Below are 20,636 nucleotides of genomic sequence, written 5' to 3'. Positions count from 1 at the left end.
GGCCGGGGCTACGCGAGGTCGGTCAGGTCGTCGGCGTACACCTGTGAGAGCGGCTGCGGGCCCACGTACTGCTGGCAGTTGCACTGACCCGACTCGAAGCGGACCGGCTTCTTCTGCTCGTCCCAGGCGGTCGGCACCTCGACCAGCTCATGGCACTTGCCCTGCTTGTCATGCTTGGCGAGGTGGTGCGTGCAGCCGCAGACCGGCTCCGGCGGCTTGTGCGCCGCCTCGACGGCCAGCCGTTCCTGCCGGTCGGCCTCCAGCAGCTCCAGCTTGCGCGCGTGCCGATTGCGCAGCGCGGTACGGCCGTTGTCGACCAGCCAGCCGAATCCGCCCGTCCAGAAGATGATGAGCAACCACCAGTACCACTCCATGAGCAGTCCTCCCCCTGAGTCCTTCGTGTAAGTGCCAAGGATAGGGCCGGAGTCAGCGGTGGGCCCCGCCGCCGGAGGAGATCAGCGGCGTGGGCGCGGGCGTCCCGATCAGCACCCGGATCACCCAACGCCGGTGCAGGAAAGCCTTGGTGGCCCCGATGAGCCCGATGAGCCAGCCGATGAACCCGAGGCCCATGACGAGGGCCACCAGGCCGTAGGTGTCGTCGCCCCGGACCGCGCCGGCCGGAACGGCGACGCAGGCGTACAGCCCGAACGCGCACAGGAGGAAGGAGCCCAGCAGCCAGACCAGGCTCGTGCCGGGCAGTCGGAGCGCCCGGTCGCCCGCCGCGTCACGGTCCAGCTCGCCCCACTGCGTGAGCAGTCGGCGGACCCTGCGGTCGCGGCGCAGACCGACGACGACAAGCGCGACGGCCGGCACCAGGCAGCACACGCCCAGGACGAGGAAGACCACGCCGAAGAAGGCGCTGAAGACGTCGTACGACTCCTCGAAGGTGATGAGCGCCGCGCCGACCAGCGACCACCCGAGCGCGCCGAGCCCTCCCCAGAGCCACAGCGTTCCGAGCCGGGCCGGGCCCAGGTGTGTCTTCACCAACTCGCCCAGGATCAGGGCCCGGTCGGCGAGCAGCGCTCCCCGGTCGGGCCAGGTGCGTATCTCCACGGGCGGCGGTGGCGGGGGCAGCGCTGTACGGCGGGACATGCGCGCGACCCTACCGAGTGCCGGGCGGGCACCGCCTTCCGCCGCCGTGCGCCGGGGCGCGTGCTCAGGCGTTGCGCAGGGCCTCGACGTCGAGCCGCCTCATGCCGAGCATCGCCTTCATGGCGCGGGCCGCCTTGTCCGGGTCCGGGTCGGTCAGGGCCTCGCCGAGGCCGGGCGGGATGATCTGCCAGGAGACGCCGAATTTGTCCTTGAGCCAGCCGCACTGGCTCTCCTGTCCGCCGTCCGCGGTGAGCCTGTCCCACAGCCTGTCCGCCTCCTCCTGCGACTCGCAGTCGACGGAGAGCGAGACGGCCTCGCTGAAGGAGAACTCGGGGCCGCCGTTGAAGGCGATGTACTCGGTGCCCGCCAGCTGGAACCGCACGGTCATCACGGCGCCCGCCTCGCCGGGTGACGACGGGCCCCAGCGGGTCACGTCCACGACGCGGGAGTCGCCGCCGATGACCGAGATGTAGTGGTCCGCGGCCTCCTCGGCCCGGTTGTGGTCGAACCACAGGAACGTGGTGATCTTCTGCATGGTCGTTCTCCTCACGCGGTGGTGCGGACGGTCGTGCAGGGTAGACCGGTCGCGGGCCGGGAACTCATCGGCCGGCCCGGTCGAGCAGCGTCGCCCGGTCCAGGCGCATCGCCCGTTCCCGCTCGTTGCGGGTCAGCTCCGCCGCGCGTACGAACTCGGCGCGCGCCTCGTCCGTACGCCCCGTCCTGACCAGGAGATCCCCGCGGACGCTCGGCAGCAAGTGGTACGCCTTGAGGGCGGGTCCTCGGCCGGCGCGTCGACCAGGACCAGCCCGGCTCGATCGCGGCCTGGAGCGCGTACGGGCCCAGGGCCTGCCCCGCCTCACCGCGATCAAGGACGGCTGGCGGGCGTACGCCGCCGACTACGACGTGGTGGACGAGCTGGACGCGATCGTCACCGGTCTGCCGAGCCGAGGGACTCGAAGCGCCAGCGGTGCACCGGCCGGGTGACGATCCCCGCGTCCGGCTCGGGCAGCTCCGGCAGCCCGTCGCCGTACGCGCCCTCCCACCAGGTGATGACCAGGACCCGGTCCTGCGGGCCGCGCATCAGCTCGCTGCGCAGCGGCGGGCGCGCCAGCTCGCCCGCACGGGCCCGCGCCCACGCCAGCAGCTCCGCGCCCCGGCCGTCGGTGGCGCGGGCCTCCCACATCAGGGCGACCGTCGTACCGCTCATGAGTAGAGGTTGTCCTTGCTGATCTCGTGCACGTGATCGTGCGTGTGGGCATGGGCGCCCGGTACGTGGGGCTCGGTCACCGGCAGCGAGGAGTCGGCCGACAGCTCCAGGTCGGAGGCCGGCCGGTTGCGGGCCACCATCTCCGCGCCCAGGGCCGCGACCATCGCGCCGTTGTCGGTGCACAGTCCGGGGCGCGGCACGCGCAGCCGGATGCCGGCCCGCTCGCAGCGCTCCTGGGCGAGGGCCCGCAGCCGTGAGTTGGCCGCGACTCCGCCGCCGATCATCAGGTGGTCGACGCCCTCGTCCTTGCAGGCGCGGACGGCCTTGCGGGTGAGCACGTCCACCACGGCCTCCTGGAAGGACGCCGCCACGTCCCGTACCGGCACCTCCTCGCCGGCCGCGCGCTTCGCCTCGATCCAGCGGGCGACGGAGGTCTTCAGGCCGGAGAAGGAGAAGTCGTACGCGGGGTCGCGCGAGCCGCTGAGGCCGCGCGGGAACGCGATGGCCTTCGGGTCGCCCTCCTTCGCGAGACGGTCGATGACCGGGCCGCCGGGGAAGCCGAGGTGCAGCACCCGGGCGATCTTGTCGAAGGCCTCGCCCGCCGCGTCGTCGATGGTCGCGCCCAGCGGCCGTACGTCGTTGGTGATGTCCGGCGCCAGCAGCAGCGAGGAGTGCCCGCCGCTGACCAGCAGCGCCATCGTCGGCTCGGGCAGCGGGCCGTGCTCCAGCTGGTCGACGCAGATGTGCGAGGCCAGGTGGTTCACCCCGTACAGCGGCTTGTTCAGCGCGTACGCGTACGCCTTGGCCGCCGAGACGCCGACGAGCAGGGCGCCCGCGAGCCCCGGACCGGCGGTGACGGAGATGCCGTCGAGGTCGCGGCCGCTGACCCCGGCCTCCTTCAGGGCGCGCTCGATGGTCGGGACCATCGCCTCCAGGTGGGCGCGGGAGGCGATCTCCGGGACGACGCCGCCGAAGCGCGCGTGCGTGTCGACGCTGGACGCGACGGCGTCGGCGAGCAGCGTCGTGCCGCGGACGATGCCGACGCCGGTCTCGTCGCAGGAGGTCTCGATGCCGAGTACGAGCGGTTCGTCAGCCATCAGTCAGTCTCTGTCTCTTGTACGGGCGCCTGTACGTCTTCTTCGTGTACGTGCAGGCGCATGACGAGCGCGTCGATGTTGCCCGGCTGGTAGTAGCCGCGGCGGAAGCCGATCGGTTCGAAGCCGAAGCGCTCGTACAGCTTCTGCGCCCGGGTGTTGTCGACCCGGACCTCGAGGAGTACCTCGGCGCACTCGAAGGCCGTGGCGTGCTTCAGCAGATCGGTCAGCAGCTCGGAGCCGAGGCCGCCGCCCCAGTGGTCGCGGGAGACGGCGATCGTCTGTACGTCGGCGAGGTCGCCGGCCGCCGCCAGTCCCGCGTACCCGACGATCCGGCCGGTGGCCGGGTCCTCGGCGACCACGTAGCGGCGGGTGGCCCGCGGGCCGCGGGCGTGCGCCAGCTCGGACCAGAACATGCCGGGTGACCAGGCGTCCTCCGGGAACAGCTCGTGTTCGAGGCCGAGCACCGGGTCGATGTCCCACCAGCGCATCTCGCGCAGTACAGCGGTCGCGGTGGTCACTTCGGCGTGACCACCTTGTAGTTCTTCGGGACCTGCGCGTCGGGCCTGCGGAGGTAGAGCGGCCGCGGCGGCAGCAGCTCGGCGCCCGCGGCGAGGCGTTCGGCGGCGAGGGCGGCGAGGGCACCGGCCGCGACGTGCTCGGGGCCGCGCGCGTCCGGGAACGCGTCGGGGTAGAGCACCGCGCCCGCGCCGACCACGGGGACCCCGGCGAGCCGCTCGGCGATGTCGGCGGGCCGGTCGACGGCGGGTTCACCGGTCCGGGTGCGGGGGTCCTCGTACCGCGCCCAGTAGACCTCCTTGCGGCGGGCGTCCGTCGCGACGGCGAACGGTCCCTCCAGGCCGGCCCGGCCGGCGGCGTACGCGAGGCCGTCCAGGGTGCACAGGCCGTGCACGGGCACGGACAGCGCCGACCCGAACGTCGCGGCCGTCACCAGGCCGACCCGCAGCCCGGTGTACGGGCCGGGGCCGACGCCCACGACCACGTCCGTCACGGCGTCGAGTTTCACCCCGGCGGCGGCCAGGACCCGGTCGACGGCGGGCAGCAGCAGCTCCCCGTGCCTCCGGGCGTCGACCTGACCGGACTCGGCGACGACACGGGTCCCGTCGTACAGGGCGACGGTGACGGCAGGGGTGGCGGTATCCATAGCGAGCAAGAGCACGCAAACAGCCTACGGCTCCGGCGCGGGCGGCGACCGCGCCCCGTACGGCGTCCCGGTACCGGGGGTCCCGGCTGCTACCGTCACCGGGTATACGCGGAGTACGTGTAAACGCTTGTACGACAACCCAATGGCGAAAGAGGCGCGCACGGTGGCAAGGGGCAGCTCAGGAATCGTGGCCGCGCTCACCGCGGCGGCCGTGGCCGTCGTCGGTCTCCTCGCCTACCAGGCCTCGGCGAACGCCCCCGACAGCGTCGCCCCCAAGCCGAAGGCGTCCAGCAGCGCGTCCGCCGGTACGGGCCACGCCAAGCCGAAGCCCAAGAAGGACCCGCTCGCGGTTCCGGCCTCCTCGGGCACGGGGGTGCGGGTGGTGTACGCGCTGGGCGACCGGCGGGTGTGGCTGGTCGACGCGAAGGACAAGTCGACGCGGACCTTCAAGGTCATGCCGAGCGCGGTCAGCGCGGTTCCGGGGACGTACCAGGTCACCTCGCGCTCCGGCACCGTCACCGGCTCCGACGGGGTCCCGATCGAGCACGTGGTGCGGTTCGCGACGACCAACGACGTGGCCATCGGCTTCAGCGCCGCGCAGGACGGCTCGATGGAGAGCCCGGACCCGACGCTGAAGGCGGGCGGCGTACGGATGTCCCGTGCGGACGGCAACGCGGTGTGGACGTTCGCCACGGTCGGCGCGAAGGTGGTCGTGGTCCCGTAGGACCGGTCCGGGCACCTTCAGCCCGGACTCGAAGACGTCCTCGAACGCCGGACGGGCTGAAGGTGCCGGACCGGCTCGATGTGCGTCAGGCCCGGTCAGGGGCAGAGGGCGCGCTCTCTCGTGGCGCGGCGGCCCCCGGCCGCACCGCACCCGGCGGTGTGGACACCGCGATCGCCGCCGCCCCCGCGGCCAGCAGATCCCGCATCGATACCGCCCGCGGCGGCTGCCGCACTTCGTGCTCGGTTGTCGGCATGGACGCCTCCTGGGGCTCCGGTGGAAGGCACGTTAGGCAGACCTAACCTGCTCTCGCCCTCCATGTCACCACGCCCGCCCCGCCGCGCGCAACAATTTACCGACACCGTGTCGGAAAGCGTCAGCGCCCAGCGGGCACCCGACGGTCTCTCAGGCCTCACCAGGCCCGTTGTCCCCCTCCGCCACCCACGGCGCCCACGGCGCGAGCCCCAGTGCCGACCAGCGCGCGCCCACGCCCACCAGCGTCACCGCGCGCCGCTCGTCGTCCGTGTCACCGACCGCGCGGTCGATGAGCACCCGCAGCCGGTCGTCCGCCAGCTCCTCGACCTTGCCGTCGCCCCACTCGACGACCACCACCGAATCCGGCAGCGACACATCGAGGTCCAGGTCCTCCATCTCGTCGAGCCCGCCACCCAGGCGGTACGCGTCGACATGGACGAGCGCCGGGCCGTCACCGAGCGCCGGGTGGACGCGGGCGATCACGAACGTGGGGGACGTCACGGCGCCGCGCACCCCCAGGCCCTCGCCGAGGCCGCGGGTCAGGGTGGTCTTCCCGGCGCCGAGCTCGCCGGTGAGCATCACGAGGTCGCCGGGGCGCAGCACACCGGCGAGCCGGCGGCCCAGGGCCTGCATCTGTTCGGGGGACTCGACGGCCAGGTTCACGGTGACGGTGCCCGGCCCGGTGCCCTCGGCGACGTCAGCCGCCGGGCTGTTGTGCGGTGCTTCCATGCCCGCCAACGTTAGAGGATTCCGGCACAGCCCCCACCCTCACCAGCAGGTCGGCCAGCCGGTCGGTCACCGTCTCGGGGTGCTCCAGCATCACCAGGTGCCCGGCGTCCGGGACGATGACCAGCTCCGCGTCGGGCAGCTGGTCCGCCATCGCCTCGCTGTGCGAGCTGGGGGTCACCAGGTCCTTGTCGCCCGCCAGGATCAGCACCGGGACCTCGCGGAACAGGGGCAGCGCGCCGCTCTTGTCGTACTCGGTGAAGGCCGGGTAGAACTCCGCGACCACATCGATCGGCGTGGACTCGATGAGCCGCTCGGCGAACCGTGCGACCGCCGGGTCCACGTCCCGCGAACCGAACGAGTACCGCTTGATCAGCCCCGCGAACAGATCCGCGGTCGCCCGCCTCCCCCGCTCCACCAGCTCCGCCTGCGAGCCGAGCGCCTTCAGCACCCCGGGCAGCACGCGCCGTACCGCGTTCACGCCCGCCACCGGCAGCCCGAAGCTGACCTCGCCGAGCTTCCCGCTCGACGTGCCGACGAAGGCGACGGCGGCGACCCGGTCGCGGAACAGGGCCGGGTACTGGTCGGCGAGCGCCATCATCGTCATGCCGCCCATGGAGTGCCCGACCAGCACCAGCGGGCCCTCGGGCGCGGCCGCGTCGATCACGGCCTTGAGGTCGCGGCCGAGCTGGTCGATGCCGACGTGGACGCCCTGCGCCTGGGCCCTGCCGCGTTCCGAGCGGCCGTGGCTGCGCTGGTCCCAGTGGACCGTGCGCACGAGGCCGCGCAGGGCGGCACGCTGGAAGTGCCAGGAGTCCTGGCTGAGGCAGTAGCCGTGGCTGAAGACGACCGTGACGGGGGCGGGGGCCTTGCGCCCGAAGAGCCGGCGCCTGCGCGGACCGGCCGCGGTGCCGGGGGGCGTACCGCCCGTGCCGGTGCCGCCGCCGGGTTCGATCTCGTCGATCTCGTAGTACAGCTCGGTGCCGTCGTCGGCCGTGGCCCGGCCCGGCAGGCCGCGCAGCGAGCCGTACGGCCCGGTGGCGTCCAGCGCCAGCCTGGCCCGTTTCCGCATCCCGCGGCCGACCGTCAGTCGTTCGACCGCGACACCGGCGGCCGCGCCGGCCGCGATCACGCCTATGGCGGCCCCGGCGATCCCCGCCCGGCGCCAGCCGACCGTCGAAGCGGCCGTCGCCATCGCGTCCCCCGCGCTGATCTCGCTCACCGTGCCGCGCTCCTCGTGGGTCGTGTCCGTCAGGTCAGGCTGGTCGGACAGGTCGGAGCGGGTCCGATCCGGTCCGTTCCGGTCTTCCGGTCATGCTCAGATCGTGCCCGGTCGGAAACGCTTCCGCGTTCAGGACCCGGCCGACTTGCCGTCCGCCGTCCCGTCCCGGTAGACGCGCGGCACCCGGCCGCCGATCCGGGTGACGATCTCGTACGCGATGGTGTCCGCCGCCCGCGCCCAGTCCTCCGCGCTCGGCTCGCCCCGGTCCCCCGGGCCGAACAGCACGGCGTCGCTGCCCTCCTCGACCACGTCCCCGTCGAGGTCGACGACGAACTGGTCCATGGCGACCCGGCCCGCGATCGTCCGCCGGACGCCGCCGACCAGGACCGGGCCGCGGCCGGAGGCGTGGCGCGGGATGCCGTCCGCGTACCCCACCGGCACCAGGCCGAGCGTGGTCTCCCGGGACGTCGTGTAGTGGTGCCCGTAGCTGATGCCGTGCCCGGCCGGCACCTGCTTGACCAGGGCGACGGACGCGGCGAGCGTCATCACCGGGCGCAGTCCGAAGTCGGCCGGGGTGCCCAGCTCCGGGCTGGGCGAGATGCCGTACATGGCGATCCCGGTCCGCACCAGGTCGAAGTGCGACTCGGGGACGGTCAGCGTCGCCGGGGAGTTGGCGATGTGCCGGACCTCGGGCTCGGCACCGGCCTTCTCGGCGTGCGCCACCATGTCGCGGAACAGGTCCAGCTGGGCGGCGATCGAGGGGTGTCCGGGCTCGTCCGCGCAGGCGAAGTGGGACCAGAGGCCGGTGATCCGGACGGTGCCTGCCTCCTCCGCGGTGCGGGCGGCGGCGACGAGCGCGGGCCAGTCGGCGGGCTGGCAGCCGTTGCGCCCGAGGCCCGTGTCGGCCTTGAGCTGGACACGGGCGGGGCGCCCCGCCTCCGTGGCCGCCGCGGTGACCTCGCGCAGCGCCCACATCCCGCTCACCGAGACGTCGACATCGGCCTCGATCGCCTCGCGCCAGGGCCCGCCGGGCGTCCACAGCCAGCACATCACCCGGCCGCCGAGCCCCGCCGCGCGCAGGGCGAGCGCCTCCTGCGGGGTGGCGGTGCCCAGCCAGGTGGCGCCCGCTTCCAGCGCGGCACGGGCGCAGGGCACCGCGCCGTGTCCGTACGCGTCGGATTTGACGACGGCCATGAGCTGCGCGCCGGAGGCTCGGGCGCGCAGGGCGCGCACGTTGGCGCGGAGTGCGGCGAGGTCGATCTCGGCACGGGCTCTCAAGGACGCTGTCTCGTTCATCGCGCCCAGTGTCTCAGAGCCGTGCGGCACGGCCCCCGGGCACCGGTGTCGGCAGGGCGCACGCCGCCGCTTCCGTCAGCCGTGGTGCAGCTCGTGTTCCAGGTGGTCGACGAGGACCGGTACGTGGCTGTGCGGGACGTCCTTGACCGCGGTGACCAGCGTCACCGGGCCGCCGTCGCGGACCAGGGCGACGAGTTCGCCGACGGCCGCGGTGTGCGCGGGATCGGCCAGTTCGGCGCGGTAGCGGTCGACGAAGTCGTCGTAGCGGGTGCCGGAGCGGTCCTCGTGGTACCAGGAGCGCAGCTCGCTCGACGGGGTGAGGTCCTTGAGCCACTTGTCGATCGCGGCGCGCTCCTTGGCGACCCCGCGCGGCCAGAGCCGGTCGACCAGGACGCGGGTGCCGTCGCCGTCCTCCCGCGGGTCGTACACCCGCCGTACGCGCAGGTCACCGTCACCGCTGCCGCCCACGACCGCTCACTCCCTCGCTGCCGCCGTCCCCGCCTCCGCTCCCAGCATCACTCAGGCCCGTACGTCCCGCCAGGCCGCCCGGATCGCCTCCGCGACGTCCTGCGCGGCGACCGGGGAGCCGTCGGAGGCGTGCCGGGCCGCGAGGCCGTGGAGGTGGGCGCCGACGGACGCGGCGTCGCGCGGGGCGAGACCGGCGGCGAGCAGCGAGCCGGTCAGCCCGGAGAGGACGTCGCCGCTGCCCGCGGTGGCCAGCCAGGAGGTGCCGGTCGGGTTGACCCGCACGGGGGTGTGCGGGGTGTCGGTGGCGACCAGCGTCGTCGAGCCCTTGAGCAGGACCGTCGCGCGGAACCGGGAGGCGAGTTCGCGTACGGCGTCGAGCCGCCCCGCCTCGACCTCCTCGCGGGGGACGCCGAGCAGCGCGGCGGCCTCCCCGGCGTGCGGGGTGAGGACGGTGGGGGCGGTGCGTGCCCGTACGGCGGCGGCGTCCAGCAGCCGCAGTCCGTCCGCGTCGACCAGCACCGGGACGTCCGCGGCCAGCACGTCGGAGACCGCCTCGACGGCGTCCGTGCCGTCGCCGAGCCCCGGCCCGACGACCCAGGCCTGCACGCGCCCGGCCTTGGACGGCGGGCCCGCGTGCACCAGGGTCTCCGGATGCCGCGCGATGACCGCGTCCGCCCCCGGACCGACGTACCGCACCGCGCCGGCGCCGCCGCGCAGCGCCCCGGAGACGGCCAGCACCGCCGCGCCCGGGTAGCGCGCCGACCCGGCGACGATGCCGACGACGCCGCGCCGGTACTTGTCGCTCTCGGCGCCCGGTACGGGGAGCAGCGCGGCCACGTCCGCGTACTGGAGCGCCTCCAGCTCCGGGACGTCCGGCAGTTCGGCGCCCAGCCCGATGTCGACGAGGTGCAGGGCCCCGGCCCGTTCGGCGGCCGGGTCGATGAGCAGCCCCGGCTTGTACGCCCCGAAGGTGACGGTCGCGTCGGCGCGGACCGCGTCCCCCCGCACCTCACCGGTGTCGGCCTCGACACCGCTCGGCAGGTCGACGGCGACGACGGGCGCCCCGTGGGCCGCGTACTGCTCCACCAGTGCGGCGGCCGCCGGGCGCAGCCCGCCGCGCCCGCCGATGCCGGTGATGCCGTCGACGACGAGGTCGACCCGGCGCCCCCAGTCGCGGTGCCGGCCCTCCGCCGGACCGGCGTCGGCGTCCACCACCCGTCCGCCCGCCGCGCGCAGCGCCGCGCTGCCGCCCTCGTGGGCCCGGCCGGGCGCGACCCGCACGGCCAGCACACCGGCCCCGCGCCGGGCGAGCCGGGCGCCCGCGTACAGCGCGTCGCCGCCGTTGTCGCCGCTGCCGACGAGGAGGACGACGCGGGACCCGTAGACCCGGCCGCCGCGCCGCAGGAGGTCGATGCAGACGGCGGCGAGCCCGGCGGCGGCGCGCTGCATCAGCGCGCCCTCCGGGAGCCGTGCCATGAGGGCCTGTTCGGCAGCCCGTACGGTCGAGACGCTGTAGGCGGTACGCATGGCTCCAACGTACGCAGAAGTGCGCGTCCTCGGCGCGCGGACGGGCGCGCCGGAGGCCGGACCGGGCCCCGCGCTCAGCCCTCCGCGATCACCACGGCCGACGCGATCCCCGCGTCATGGCTGAGCGACACGTGCCACTGCCGCACGCCCAGCTCGGCGGCGCGCGCGGCGACGGTGCCGCTCACCCGCAGGCGGGGCTGCCCGGTCTCCTCGACGTACACCTCCGCGTCCGTCCACAGCAGCCCGCCGGGCGCGCCGAGCGCCTTGGCCAGGGCCTCCTTGGCGGCGAACCGGGCGGCCAGCGAGGCGATCCCGCGCCGCTCGCCGCTGGGCAGCAGCAACTCGCTCTCCAGGAAGAGGCGTTGGGCCATGTGCGGCGTACGTTCCAGCGCCGCGTCGAACCGCTCGATCTCCGCCACGTCGATCCCGACCCCGATGATCACGTACGTCCCCTCACGACTGGCCGCTCACTTCGTCCCGCGGTCCGTTCCGCGGTCCGTTCCATTGTTCCTCCCACCCCGCTGCCCGTCCCCCCTGTTCATTCCACTGTTCATTCCACGGTGACGGACTTCGCCAGGTTGCGCGGCTGGTCCACCTCGTTGCCGCGGGCCGTGGCCAGTTCGCAGGCGAAGACCTGCAGGGGCACGGTCGCGACCAGCGGCTGAAGCAGCGTGGGCGTCGCGGGAATCCGGATGAGGTGGTCGGCGTACGGGACGACCGCCTCGTCGCCCTCCTCGGCGATGACGACGGTGAGCGCGCCGCGGGCCCGGATCTCCTGGATGTTCGACACCATCTTGCCGTGCAGCACGGAGCGCCCGCGCGGCGACGGCACCACCACGACGACCGGGAGGCCGTCCTCGATCAGGGCGATCGGCCCGTGCTTGAGCTCACCGGCGGCGAACCCCTCCGCGTGCATGTACGCGAGTTCCTTGAGCTTCAACGCGCCTTCCAGGGCGACCGGGTAGCCGACGTGCCGGCCGAGGAAGAGCACGGTGTCGTGGCCCGCGAGCGAGCGGGCCAGCTCGCGCACCGGCTCCATGGTCTCCAGGACCCGCTGGACCTCGCCGGAGATCTCGGAGAGCTGGCGGATGACGGTACGGATCTCGTCGCCCCACTTGGTCCCGCGGACCTGGCCGAGGTACAGGGCGACGAGGTAGCAGGCGACGAGCTGGGTGAGGAACGCCTTGGTCGAGGCGACGGCGACCTCGGGACCGGCGTGCGTGTAGAGGACGGCGTCGGACTCGCGCGGAATGGTGGACCCGTTGGTGTTGCAGATGGCGAGGACCTTCGCGCCCTGCTCGCGGGCGTGCCGCAGCGCCATCAGGGTGTCCATCGTCTCGCCGGACTGCGAGATCGCGATGACGAGGGTGCGCTGGTCCAGGATCGGGTCCCGGTAGCGGAACTCGCTGGCCAGCTCGGTCTCGCAGGCGATCCGGGTCCAGTGCTCGATGGCGTACTTGGCGATCATCCCGGCGTGGAACGCGGTCCCGCAGGCGACGATCACCACCTTGTCGACCTCGCGGAGCTCCGCCCGGGTGATCCGCACCTCGTCGAGGTGGAGCGTCCCCTCCGGGTCGATCCGGCCGAGGAGGGTGTCGGTGACGGCCTTCGGCTGCTCGGCGATCTCCTTGAGCATGAAGGAGGGGTAGCCGCCCTTCTCTGCGGCGGACGCGTCCCAGTCCACGTGGTACGGAAGCACCTTGGCGGGCCGCCCGTCGAACCCGGTGACGAGCACTCCCTCCCGGCGCAGCTCCACCACCTGGTCCTGGCCCAGCTCGATCGCGGACCGGGTGTGCGCGATGAACGCGGCGACGTCGGAGGCGAGGAACGCCTCGCCCTCCCCCACGCCCACCACGAGCGGCGAGTTCCGCCGGGCCCCGACCACCACGTCGGGCGCGTCCGCGAACACGGCGACGAGGGTGAACGCCCCTTCGAGCCGCCGGCAGACCTGCCGCATCGCCTCGGCCGGGTCCGCACCGCCGGAGTACGCCTCGGCGAGGAGGTGGGCGACGACCTCGGTGTCGGTCTCGGAGATCAGGTCGTGGCCGCGCCCGCCCAGTTCCTCGCGCAGGGCGGCGAAGTTCTCGATGATCCCGTTGTGGACGACGGCGACGCGTCCGGCGTTGTCGAGGTGCGGGTGGGCGTTGACGTCGGTGGGCCCGCCGTGGGTGGCCCAGCGGGTGTGGCCGATCCCGGCGCTCCCGGCCGGCAGCGGCTGCTCGACCAGCAGCTTCTCCAGGTTGACGAGCTTCCCGGCCTTCTTCGCGGCGGCCAGCCCCCCGTCCGTGAGAAGCGCGATCCCGGCGGAGTCGTACCCCCGGTACTCCAGCCGCTTGAGGCCCGCGACGACGACGTCCTGCGCCGACTGCCTACCGACGTATCCGATGATTCCGCACATACCGGTCCCTTCGTGGTCACCTGCCCATGTTCTTCGCATATTCGCAGAAGGTGCGGAGGGTGTCGGGGAGGACGGCGTCGGCCGGGGAATGCGGCGCCACGGCCCGGCGCCGGAGCGCACCGCCGCCCCGGAGGACTCCGCCGGGCCGTTCTCCGCCCGACGACCCTGATCACGGACCCCACCGCGCGGGCTTCTACTATCGATTTCGGTGTTCTCCGGCGGACGCCGACGCCCGCCCGGTCGTGCCCCGCCGCCCAACAGCGACACGACACGACGACGGCCACCCCATGGCGTCGGCGTCGAGCTTCGAGGAGAGGAACGTTCATGCGTGCCCGGAATATCGTTGCCGCCACCGCGACAGCACTGGCGCTGGTGGGCGCCCGCGACCTCGTCCAGAAGAAGCACGCACTGCTCCGGAACTTCCCGGTGGTCGGGCACGCCCGGTACCTGCTGGAGATGGTCGGTCCTGAGCTGCGGCAGTACATCGTGACCTCCAACGACGAGGAGCGCCCGTTCAGTCGTGACCAGCGCACCTGGATCTACGCGTCGGCGAAGGGCGAGAACAACTACTTCGGGTTCGGAACCGACAACGACATCGAGCACGTGCAGGGGCACGCGTACGTGAAGCAGCGCACGTTCGCCGGAGAACTGCTCCCCGACGTGCACGACCCGCAGGCCCTGCTGCCGTCGGCCAAGGTGCTGGGCGGGCCGCGCGGACGCGCCAAGGCGTTCCGGCCGGCGAGCGTGGTCAACATCTCGGCGATGAGCTTCGGATCGCTCTCCGGTGCGGCGATCACGGCCCTCAACAAGGGGGCGGCGCTGGCGGGCACGATGCACAACACCGGTGAGGGCGGCCTCTCGCCGTACCACCGCAAGGGCGGCGACCTCGTTCTTCAGATCGGTACGAGCTACTTCGGCTGCCGCGACGAGGACGGCACCTTCAACATCGACAAGCTCATGGACGTGGTCGCCGGCGCCCCGGTCAAGGCGATAGAGATCAAGCTCTCCCAGGGCGCGAAGCCGGGGCTGGGCGGGCTGCTGCCGGGCGCGAAGGTGACCCCGGAGATCGCCGAGATCCGTGGCATCCCGCTCGGCGAGGACTGCGCCTCCCCGTCGCGCCACACCGCGTTCAGCGATGTCGACTCGATGCTCGACTTCGTCGAACTGCTCGCCACCGAGACCGGTCTGCCGGTCGGGATCAAGAGCGCGGTCGGAGAGATGGGGTTCTGGCAGGAGCTGGCCACGCTGATGGCGCGGGGCGACCGCGGCGTCGACTTCGTGACCGTCGACGGCGGCGAGGGCGGCACCGGGGCAGCACCGTTGATCTTCGCCGACTCGGTGTCACTGCCGTTCCGGATGGGCTTCTCCCGGGTCTACGGCACCTTCGCCGAGCTGGGGCTGACCGACGACCTGACGTTCATAGCCTCCGGCAAGCTCGGCCTGCCCGAGAACGCCGTGGTCGCCTTCGCCCTGGGCGCCGACATGATCAACGTGGCGCGTGAGGCGATGCTGTCGATCGGCTGCATCCAGTCGCAGAAGTGCCACACCGACAAGTGCCCCACCGGCGTCGCCACCCAGAACCCGCGCCTGGCCCGCGGCCTCGACCCGACCTCGAAGGCCACCCGCGCCGCCGCCTACCTGCGCACCCTGCGGATGGAGCTGATGAAGGTCTCCGCGGCCGTCGGCGTCGCCCACCCTGCCTTCATCACGGCCAACGACATCGAGATCCTGAACGGCGACTACGACGCCCGCACCCTGTCCGGTGTCTACGGCTACAAGGACGGCTGGGGCGAGCTGGGCCCGCGCGTCGCCGATGAGATCACCGCGTTGCTCGCCACCCGGTCGAAGACGGCCTCCGCGCAGGGACCGGCCGTCTGAGACACCGGCAGTGGGCCTGAACGGTGTCCGGGAGTCACTCGCCCGCCGGGTACCGGACGGCCTCTTCCCCGAGGCGACCGAGGTCGGCGGCTGGTGGAACCGTCGGAACAACCCGGAGGTCGGCCTCATCGGCGCCGACACCCAGCCGGTGGCACGCCGCGTCGCCTTCGTGGGCTCGGTGAAGTGGCGCGACGAGACCCCGTTCGGGGCAACGGACCTGGCCGAACTCGTCGCGTAGGCACAGCAGGTGCCGGGCGCGCAGGACGCGGCCCTGGTCGCGGTCAGCCGCCGGCCCCCGACGCGAGCGGCGGCCGAGGGGCTGGCCGCGCACTGGGGGCCGGAGGCCGTGATCGCCTGGCGGTGACGCCGGGCGCTGCCTTCAGTTGGCCGACGCGTACGAGACGAAGTCGGCCCAGGCGCCCGGGGCGAAGCCGAGTTCGGGGCCGGGGATGTTCTTGGAGTCACGGACGTGGACGGCGGTGGGGGCGGCGGCTACCTCGACGCACTGGGGGCCGTCATTCGTGCTGTAGCTGCTCTTGACCCAGGTCAGGCCGGAAGCACTTCCGGCCGAGGGCTTCGCACTCATGTCTCTCCCAGCAGTTTTTCGATGAAGATTCGTGAGAGCCGAGGCGTGAGCGCCTGGGCCCTGATCAAGCCGTACCGCATCTCAAGGATCTGGACTTCCCTGGGATCGCTGATCAGCCGACTGGTGAGCTGGACCTCGTTGTGCCCCACAGCCGTGCCGTCACTCAACTTAACCACTTCGTGTGAACCGCCCAAGCCCGCGTGCTCCTCGGTCTCGGTCGGCATCACCTGAATTTCGACATGCCTCAACATGCTCAGTTCCAGCAGGTGTTCGAGCTGCTGACGCAGCACCGTTCTCCCACCCGTGGGGCGCCTGAGCGTGGCCTCCTCCTGTACGAAGGTCAGCAGCGGGGCGGGCCGACGCGCGAAGATCGTCTGCCGGGCCATCCGCGCGGCCACCAGCCGGTCGACGTGTTCCTCGGTGAACGCCGGGCGTCGCTCCCCGTACAGGGCGCGGGCGTACGACTCCGTCTGGAGCAGCCCATCGATCACGTCGGCGGCGTACGAGCCCAACTCGACCGCATCGGCCTCCAACTTGGCCAGATCGCGGACCTTCTTCGGATACCGCGCCTCCGCCACATCCCGCTTCATCGCGGCGATCTTGCCGTTCGCGCCCAGGGCCTCGTCCGCCCGGTCCAGGAACTCCGGCTTGGGAATCCGGGTGCCGGTCTCCACCTTGTAGACGAGGTTCTCGCCGTACCCGATCGCCTCGCCCAGTTCCGCGGCGCGCAGGCCCGCCGCCTCCCGCCAGAGCCTGATCTGCCGGCCGACCACGGCCATCACGGCACCCGACTCGTCCTCGGGGTCGACAGCCCAATCCGGTCCGTCCACCACGTCGTTGCCACTCATGCGGCATCCGCCTCCACCCGTTCGCGGCGCACCGGCGCTGTACGGCGTGGACAGGCCCGTACGACCGCTGGACAGTCACCGTCCGTATACGTGTCACTGCTTTTCAGCGTAGCGACGGACGGCCACGCTGAGTGACGTGAACCGAGAAATCACCCAACCGCGTGCACGCAGCGGCACGTTCGCCGTGCAACTCTCCGCGACCCGCCGGGGCGCCCGGCTCGCCCGGCTGCTGGCGACGGAACAGCTCCGTTCCTGGGGGCTGCCGTTGGACGACGCGAGCCAGATCATCGCCGAGCTGGCGTCGAACGCGGCGCTGCACGGTTACGTACCGGGGCGGGACTTCCGCATCCTGCTGACGGTCACCGGGGACACGCTCCGCATCGAAGTGGCGGACGCGCGCGGGGAGCGGCTGCCCCTCGTGCTGGAGCGCTCCGAGGCGTACGAGTCCGGGCGGGGGCTCCTCCTCGTCGAGGCGCTGGCCACGCGCTGGGGCGTCCGGCACGGCCCGTTCCCCCGGAAAACGGTCTGGGCGGAGATCACCCTCACCGGGTCGTAAGGAGCACGACGCGGCTGGCTACGACCCGGTGGAGCGCGTCCCGGCCGGCCGCGACGCGGCGGCCCAAGGACGTAAAAGGCTTTTAAGTCCTTTGGAAGAAGAAACCCTCAAACCAAACCCCACCCAACCCACCCCGGTGGACCTCAGCAGGCCCCCCGCGCACTCACGCGGGCGCCCGTCACTCACACGGGTGAGGTTGGCCAACTGAGCTGGATTTCGCCCGGGTTGCCTGACATATGCTCGCGAAACCAAATTCAGACATGAGACGGCCCCCGCCGGGACTGACATCCCGAGCGAGGGCCTGACCACCAAGGAAGAAGCAGCTTCCCGATGGATAACCAGCAGATTATCGCGCCCTCGCGCGCCTCGTCAGGCGCCTGGTCCGGCACCTCGTCAAGCGCCCGGTCCGGCGGTGTCTTACACGTCAACGTGCGCCACACCAGCCACTTCACGGTCGTGGGCAACCACCTGGCCCAGCACCAGGATCTCTCGCTCGTCGCGATCGGGCTCGCCACCCACATCCAGTCGCTGCCCGCCGGGGCGAAGGTCGGCATCAAGTTCCTGGTCGAGCGCTTCCCGGAGAGCGAGGCCCGCATCGCCGGGGCACTGCGCGAACTCGAAGAGAACGGCTACCTGAGGCGCGACCGCGAACGCCTGAGCAGCGGCCGCGTGATCACGCGCACGACGTCGTACAACCAGCCGTGTCCGCAGGCGGTGGATCCGCCCGCACCGGCTCCGGCCCTGGTTCGGGCTGCTGTTCCGGCTCCGGCTCAGGCTCCGGCTACGGCCCCGGCTCAGGCTCCTGTTCCGGTTCGGGTACCAGCTCCGGCTCGGGTCCCGGTTGCCCCACCAGCCCCCGCACCCACTCCCGCACCCGCCCTCCCCCGTCCGCAGGCACTCATCCCGGACGTGCACCGGACCGCCTCGGCGATCCTGCTCGGGCTGCGGCGCGAGGCTTCCGTGCTCGTGCTCTCCGAGAACGACGTCCGCAGCCTCACCCCGGCCGTCGCGACCTGGCTCGAACGCGACGCCGCCCCCGCGACGATCGCCCAGGCCCTGACGACGGACCTGCCCGTCCCCCTGAAGTACCCGGCCAAGCTGCTCGCGCACCGGCTGAGCACCCTGCTCCCGGCCGCCGTGCCGCCCGCACCGCTCTCCCCTCCCCCGGTGCCGCTCCAGAACTGCGACGCCTGCGACCGCGCGTTCAGAGCGCCCGAGCCGGGCAGGTGCGGCGAGTGCGTCGCGGAGTCGTCCGTCACCGCGTAGAGGCGACGGCTGCCCCCGTTCCCGCGCCGAAGACTGCCGGACCCAGGCAGTGTGCGGAGGCTTGCCGCACCTGCATGCTGATGCCTGCCGACAGAGACGGGGGCCATCAGTGGCAGCGAACACAATCCGCGCCGTGACGCGTGCGCGCAGGGGATGGTTCCTGGCGGTGACGGTCCTTCTGTTGCCTTTCGGCGGCTACGGGCTGGCCAGGGCAGGGCTGGTCCCGGAGGGCACGCCGATCGCGCTCGGTCTGCTGTCGCTAATCGCCGGTGGCGTCCTCCTGCCCGCCCTGTGTGAGGAGCGGGCCCCGTTCCGGCACTCTTCGTCGCACCTGATCGCGCGCACCCTGACCGGCGAACGGTCCGTCGACCTCAACCGGATCACTACCGTCCGGCTGCTGACGACCTTCTCGTACGGCAGCGCGTACCGGACCCTGCTGGTACGCGATGCCGACGGGGTGGGGCTGGGCATCACGACCGAGAGAAGCCGCGGAAAGCTGCGCCGAGCGATCGAAAGGGCCGACGCGAACGCCGCGCGAGGCTCCGCCGGACCCCGTGTGAGCCGCGCGGCTCGGGCACATCTGGGCCTTGCCCCAGGGCGGGGGCTGGTCGGCCACACGGCTCTCGCCTTTTTGGTTCTGACGGTGTCCGCGAGCCTCTACATGGCGGTCGTCCTCCGGCTCGGCGGGCGGTAGGACGAAAGGAACTGCGCCCGCGCAAGCAGGTCGTGAAGCTCAAGGAGCCCTGGAGGGAGGACCGGGCCCCAGCCGCCCCCGGTAGGGAGTCAACGGTTGCGGTAGCGGCCGGGGGTCTCGCCGACGAGAGCGGCGAAAGCCTCGATGAAGCTCGTCGGATTGGACCAGCCGGAGGCGAGAGCGGTGTCGGTGACGGACTTCCCGGCGGCGAGCCGGGTGAGCGCGTGGTGGACGCGTAGCTGAGTGCGCCACTGATGAAAACTCATCCGGAGTTCCTGCCCGAAGAGCCGGCTGAGCGTGCGCTCAGTCGCCCCGACGCGTGCGCCGAGCACGGCGAGAGTCTGCTGATTGGCGGGGTCGGCGTAGAGGATGGCGGTCAGCGCCCGGAGCCGGTCATCGGCAGGTTCGGGCAGACGCAGCGGCTGCTCGGGCGCCGCGGTGAGCTCGTCGACGACGACCGCGTGCAGCCGGTCGACCGCCTCCGGCGCCCGCCCGCCGGTGTCCGTCTCCTCGGCCGTGAGGGCGAGCAGGGCCTCACGGGCGAGCGCGGAGACGGTGAGCACGGCGGGATGCGCGGGCAGCCGGGCGGCGAGTGCGTCGAACAGGAACAGGATCCGCATGTCCGCGTCGCCGTGCGCGGTGTGGTGGTGCTCGAAGGCCGCGGGAGTCCACGCCACCCGGGTCGGCGGAGCGATCCACGTACCCCACCACCTGCTGTGGTACGCGCTGCTCGCACTGAGCGGCGGCATCGTGCTGCGTTCGGTCCCGGGAGTGTTCGCCCTGTTCGGCGGCACCCTGATCGCCGGTGCGGCCATCGCGGTCGGCAACGTCCTCATGCCGCAGCTCATCAAGCACGACTTCGCCGGCCGCGCCTGGCTTCCCGAACTGCTCGCGCCGGACCGGCGTTCCCGGAACGGCCGACGCCGAACGCAGCGCCTCTCAGAGGCGGGCCAGGTGTGAGTGGAGGACGTCGCGTGCCTCTTGCGAGGTGAGGTGGCCGATGAGGACGTGCGCGGTGAGGCCGTCCGCGAGGGCCAGGAGAGTGCGGGCCTCGCGTTGCGGATCGAGAGGCGCGGCGTAGTCGGCGTCCTTGCCGACTTCCGCGATGAGCCGGGTGAACGCCTCTTGCAGAGTTGCGTAGTTCGCCTTCAGCGTCGTCGCGAGCGCCTCGCTGACAGCTGCCTGCGCAACGAAGGCGAGCCAGACCCTGGCCTCGGCGCGGTGCTCTTCCCGGAGCAGCGAGATCTCGGTGGCCGCGTGCCCCAGGGCGGTGCCGGCCGACTGGGCCGGGCTTCTGACGAGGCGGGCCTGTACGCGCTCCATGATCCGCTCACCGATGTGCCCCAGAGCGAACACGAGCATCTCTTCCTTGGTACGGAAGCACCGCTGAACGGCACCCATCGATACCTGCGCGCGGGCCGCTACGTCGCGAAGGGTCACACCCTCCAGCCCGCGTTCGTCGGCGAGGTGACAGACCGCCTCGGCGATGAGGCGGCGTCGGCCAACGTGATCCACCTGCCGGGGCATGGCCGGTCCCCTTCCTGTTTCACAGTGCTCCGCTTTCGGATCACTTTATGTGATGCGCCCGCATCGGTTCCAGGGGTACGGTGCGGTTCCGATGCAAGCGCATCGGAACG

At 72.4% G+C, this 20,636-nt stretch carries 26 protein-coding genes and 1 pseudogene; 7 read left to right on the top strand and 20 right to left on the bottom strand.

The genetic code is table 11. The annotated features are described in order from the left end of the window. Positions 1-8: 8 nt before the first annotated feature. The 8 genes and pseudogenes from ACIQM0_RS22070 to tsaB all read right to left on the bottom strand — a co-directional run bounded on the left by ACIQM0_RS22070 (position 9) and on the right by tsaB (position 4,558). Entirely contained in the window at positions 9-374 is a 366-nt protein-coding gene (locus tag ACIQM0_RS22070) for a hypothetical protein (RefSeq protein WP_363022093.1), read from the bottom strand. Between the two features lie 52 nt (positions 375-426). Continuing rightward, complete coding sequence (locus ACIQM0_RS22065) at positions 427-1,092, bottom strand: hypothetical protein (protein WP_401289157.1); 666 nt, start codon at positions 1,090-1,092, stop codon at positions 427-429. Positions 1,093-1,156: 64 nt separating this feature from the next. Further along, the gene (locus ACIQM0_RS22060; protein WP_401289154.1) at positions 1,157-1,627 is read right to left on the bottom strand and encodes a VOC family protein; all 471 of its coding nucleotides are present in this window, start codon (positions 1,625-1,627) and stop codon (positions 1,157-1,159) included. 64 nt (positions 1,628-1,691) lie between these two features. Continuing rightward, positions 1,692-1,868, bottom strand: a pseudogene (locus ACIQM0_RS22055) (RNA polymerase subunit sigma-24); the annotation flags it as partial. Positions 1,869-2,020: 152 nt separating this feature from the next. After that, entirely contained in the window at positions 2,021-2,299 is a 279-nt protein-coding gene (locus tag ACIQM0_RS22050; protein WP_401289152.1) for a hypothetical protein, read from the bottom strand. After that, positions 2,296-3,396 carry a tRNA (adenosine(37)-N6)-threonylcarbamoyltransferase complex transferase subunit TsaD gene (tsaD, locus tag ACIQM0_RS22045; protein ID WP_363022080.1) on the bottom strand — a complete coding sequence of 367 codons (1,101 nt, stop codon included), beginning with the start codon at positions 3,394-3,396 and terminating at the stop codon, positions 2,296-2,298. The genes ACIQM0_RS22050 and tsaD overlap by 4 nt, the downstream gene beginning before the upstream one ends. Beyond that, positions 3,396-3,914, bottom strand: a complete 519-nt coding sequence (rimI, locus tag ACIQM0_RS22040; RefSeq protein ID WP_401289148.1) for a ribosomal protein S18-alanine N-acetyltransferase — start codon at positions 3,912-3,914, stop codon at positions 3,396-3,398. Before rimI ends, tsaD begins: the two co-directional genes overlap by 1 nt. Then, entirely contained in the window at positions 3,911-4,558 is a 648-nt protein-coding gene (tsaB, locus tag ACIQM0_RS22035; RefSeq protein WP_401289458.1) for a tRNA (adenosine(37)-N6)-threonylcarbamoyltransferase complex dimerization subunit type 1 TsaB, read from the bottom strand. Before tsaB ends, rimI begins: the two co-directional genes overlap by 4 nt. Positions 4,559-4,700: 142 nt before the next feature. Here tsaB and ACIQM0_RS22030 point away from each other — a divergent pair, with 142 nt between their 5' ends. Further along, complete coding sequence (locus ACIQM0_RS22030; RefSeq protein ID WP_401289147.1) at positions 4,701-5,282, top strand: hypothetical protein; 582 nt, start codon at positions 4,701-4,703, stop codon at positions 5,280-5,282. A gap of 85 nt (positions 5,283-5,367) precedes the next feature. Here the strand turns inward: ACIQM0_RS22030 and ACIQM0_RS22025 are convergent, their stop codons facing one another. The 8 genes from ACIQM0_RS22025 to glmS form a co-directional block, all read right to left on the bottom strand. Further along, complete coding sequence (locus ACIQM0_RS22025) at positions 5,368-5,535, bottom strand: hypothetical protein (RefSeq protein ID WP_401289144.1); 168 nt, start codon at positions 5,533-5,535, stop codon at positions 5,368-5,370. A 149-nt stretch (positions 5,536-5,684) separates the two neighbouring features. After that, entirely contained in the window at positions 5,685-6,263 is a 579-nt protein-coding gene (tsaE, locus tag ACIQM0_RS22020) for a tRNA (adenosine(37)-N6)-threonylcarbamoyltransferase complex ATPase subunit type 1 TsaE (protein WP_401289143.1), read from the bottom strand. Then, the gene (locus ACIQM0_RS22015; protein ID WP_401289140.1) at positions 6,232-7,482 is read right to left on the bottom strand and encodes an alpha/beta fold hydrolase; all 1,251 of its coding nucleotides are present in this window, start codon (positions 7,480-7,482) and stop codon (positions 6,232-6,234) included. Before ACIQM0_RS22015 ends, tsaE begins: the two co-directional genes overlap by 32 nt. Before the next feature lie 129 nt (positions 7,483-7,611). Continuing rightward, entirely contained in the window at positions 7,612-8,778 is a 1,167-nt protein-coding gene (gene alr / locus ACIQM0_RS22010) for an alanine racemase (protein WP_401289137.1), read from the bottom strand. Between the two features lie 75 nt (positions 8,779-8,853). Further along, positions 8,854-9,246 (bottom strand): DUF488 domain-containing protein, encoded by a 393-nt coding sequence (locus tag ACIQM0_RS22005; RefSeq protein WP_401289135.1) that lies wholly within the window; start codon positions 9,244-9,246, stop codon positions 8,854-8,856. Positions 9,247-9,297: 51 nt separating this feature from the next. After that, positions 9,298-10,773 (bottom strand): NAD(P)H-hydrate dehydratase, encoded by a 1,476-nt coding sequence (locus tag ACIQM0_RS22000; protein ID WP_401289132.1) that lies wholly within the window; start codon positions 10,771-10,773, stop codon positions 9,298-9,300. Positions 10,774-10,847: 74 nt separating this feature from the next. Next, positions 10,848-11,216, bottom strand: a complete 369-nt coding sequence (locus ACIQM0_RS21995; protein WP_401289129.1) for a holo-ACP synthase — start codon at positions 11,214-11,216, stop codon at positions 10,848-10,850. A 107-nt stretch (positions 11,217-11,323) separates the two neighbouring features. After that, entirely contained in the window at positions 11,324-13,171 is a 1,848-nt protein-coding gene (glmS, locus tag ACIQM0_RS21990) for a glutamine--fructose-6-phosphate transaminase (isomerizing) (RefSeq protein WP_401289127.1), read from the bottom strand. Positions 13,172-13,495: 324 nt separating this feature from the next. On the opposite strand from glmS, the gene ACIQM0_RS21985 reads away from it, so the two are divergent. Both ACIQM0_RS21985 and ACIQM0_RS21980 read left to right on the top strand, forming a co-directional pair. Then, positions 13,496-15,049, top strand: coding sequence for an FMN-binding glutamate synthase family protein (locus ACIQM0_RS21985; RefSeq protein WP_401289124.1), 1,554 nt, complete (start codon positions 13,496-13,498; stop codon positions 15,047-15,049). Between the two features lie 10 nt (positions 15,050-15,059). Further along, positions 15,060-15,287: a hypothetical protein gene (locus tag ACIQM0_RS21980; protein WP_401289121.1), complete on the top strand. Its 228-nt coding sequence runs from the start codon at positions 15,060-15,062 to the stop codon at positions 15,285-15,287. A 141-nt stretch (positions 15,288-15,428) separates the two neighbouring features. On the opposite strand, the gene ACIQM0_RS21975 is transcribed toward ACIQM0_RS21980, so the two are convergent. Together ACIQM0_RS21975 and ACIQM0_RS21970 are read right to left on the bottom strand one after the other, a co-directional pair. Beyond that, entirely contained in the window at positions 15,429-15,635 is a 207-nt protein-coding gene (locus tag ACIQM0_RS21975) for a DUF397 domain-containing protein (protein ID WP_385028681.1), read from the bottom strand. Then, the gene (locus ACIQM0_RS21970) at positions 15,632-16,483 is read right to left on the bottom strand and encodes a helix-turn-helix domain-containing protein (protein ID WP_401289118.1); all 852 of its coding nucleotides are present in this window, start codon (positions 16,481-16,483) and stop codon (positions 15,632-15,634) included. The genes ACIQM0_RS21975 and ACIQM0_RS21970 overlap by 4 nt, the downstream gene beginning before the upstream one ends. Before the next feature lie 136 nt (positions 16,484-16,619). On the opposite strand from ACIQM0_RS21970, the gene ACIQM0_RS21965 reads away from it, so the two are divergent. The 3 genes from ACIQM0_RS21965 to ACIQM0_RS21955 all read left to right on the top strand — a co-directional run bounded on the left by ACIQM0_RS21965 (position 16,620) and on the right by ACIQM0_RS21955 (position 18,999). After that, the gene (locus ACIQM0_RS21965; RefSeq protein ID WP_401289116.1) at positions 16,620-17,039 is read left to right on the top strand and encodes an ATP-binding protein; all 420 of its coding nucleotides are present in this window, start codon (positions 16,620-16,622) and stop codon (positions 17,037-17,039) included. A gap of 330 nt (positions 17,040-17,369) precedes the next feature. Continuing rightward, on the top strand, positions 17,370-18,305 hold the full coding sequence (locus tag ACIQM0_RS21960; protein ID WP_401289114.1) for a helix-turn-helix domain-containing protein: 936 nt from the start codon (positions 17,370-17,372) through the stop codon (positions 18,303-18,305). Positions 18,306-18,438: 133 nt separating this feature from the next. Beyond that, positions 18,439-18,999, top strand: a complete 561-nt coding sequence (locus ACIQM0_RS21955; RefSeq protein WP_401289112.1) for a hypothetical protein — start codon at positions 18,439-18,441, stop codon at positions 18,997-18,999. 89 nt (positions 19,000-19,088) lie between these two features. Here ACIQM0_RS21955 and ACIQM0_RS21950 read toward each other — a convergent pair whose 3' ends face one another. After that, positions 19,089-19,619: a helix-turn-helix domain-containing protein gene (locus ACIQM0_RS21950; protein ID WP_401289109.1), complete on the bottom strand. Its 531-nt coding sequence runs from the start codon at positions 19,617-19,619 to the stop codon at positions 19,089-19,091. Between ACIQM0_RS21950 and ACIQM0_RS21945 the strand changes: the two genes are divergently transcribed. Further along, complete coding sequence (locus ACIQM0_RS21945; protein ID WP_401289107.1) at positions 19,618-19,959, top strand: hypothetical protein; 342 nt, start codon at positions 19,618-19,620, stop codon at positions 19,957-19,959. The two genes, ACIQM0_RS21950 and ACIQM0_RS21945, sit on opposite strands and share 2 nt — an antisense overlap. Here the strand turns inward: ACIQM0_RS21945 and ACIQM0_RS21940 are convergent. Next, positions 19,939-20,526 carry a TetR/AcrR family transcriptional regulator gene (locus tag ACIQM0_RS21940; protein WP_401289104.1) on the bottom strand — a complete coding sequence of 196 codons (588 nt, stop codon included), beginning with the start codon at positions 20,524-20,526 and terminating at the stop codon, positions 19,939-19,941. The two genes, ACIQM0_RS21945 and ACIQM0_RS21940, sit on opposite strands and share 21 nt — an antisense overlap. Positions 20,527-20,636: the final 110 nt, after the last annotated feature.

The organism is Streptomyces sp. NPDC091387, assembly GCF_044756945.1.
Classification (GTDB): Bacteria; Actinomycetota; Actinomycetes; order Streptomycetales; family Streptomycetaceae; genus Streptomyces.
This window is presented reverse-complemented; position numbering and strand designations above follow the sequence as displayed.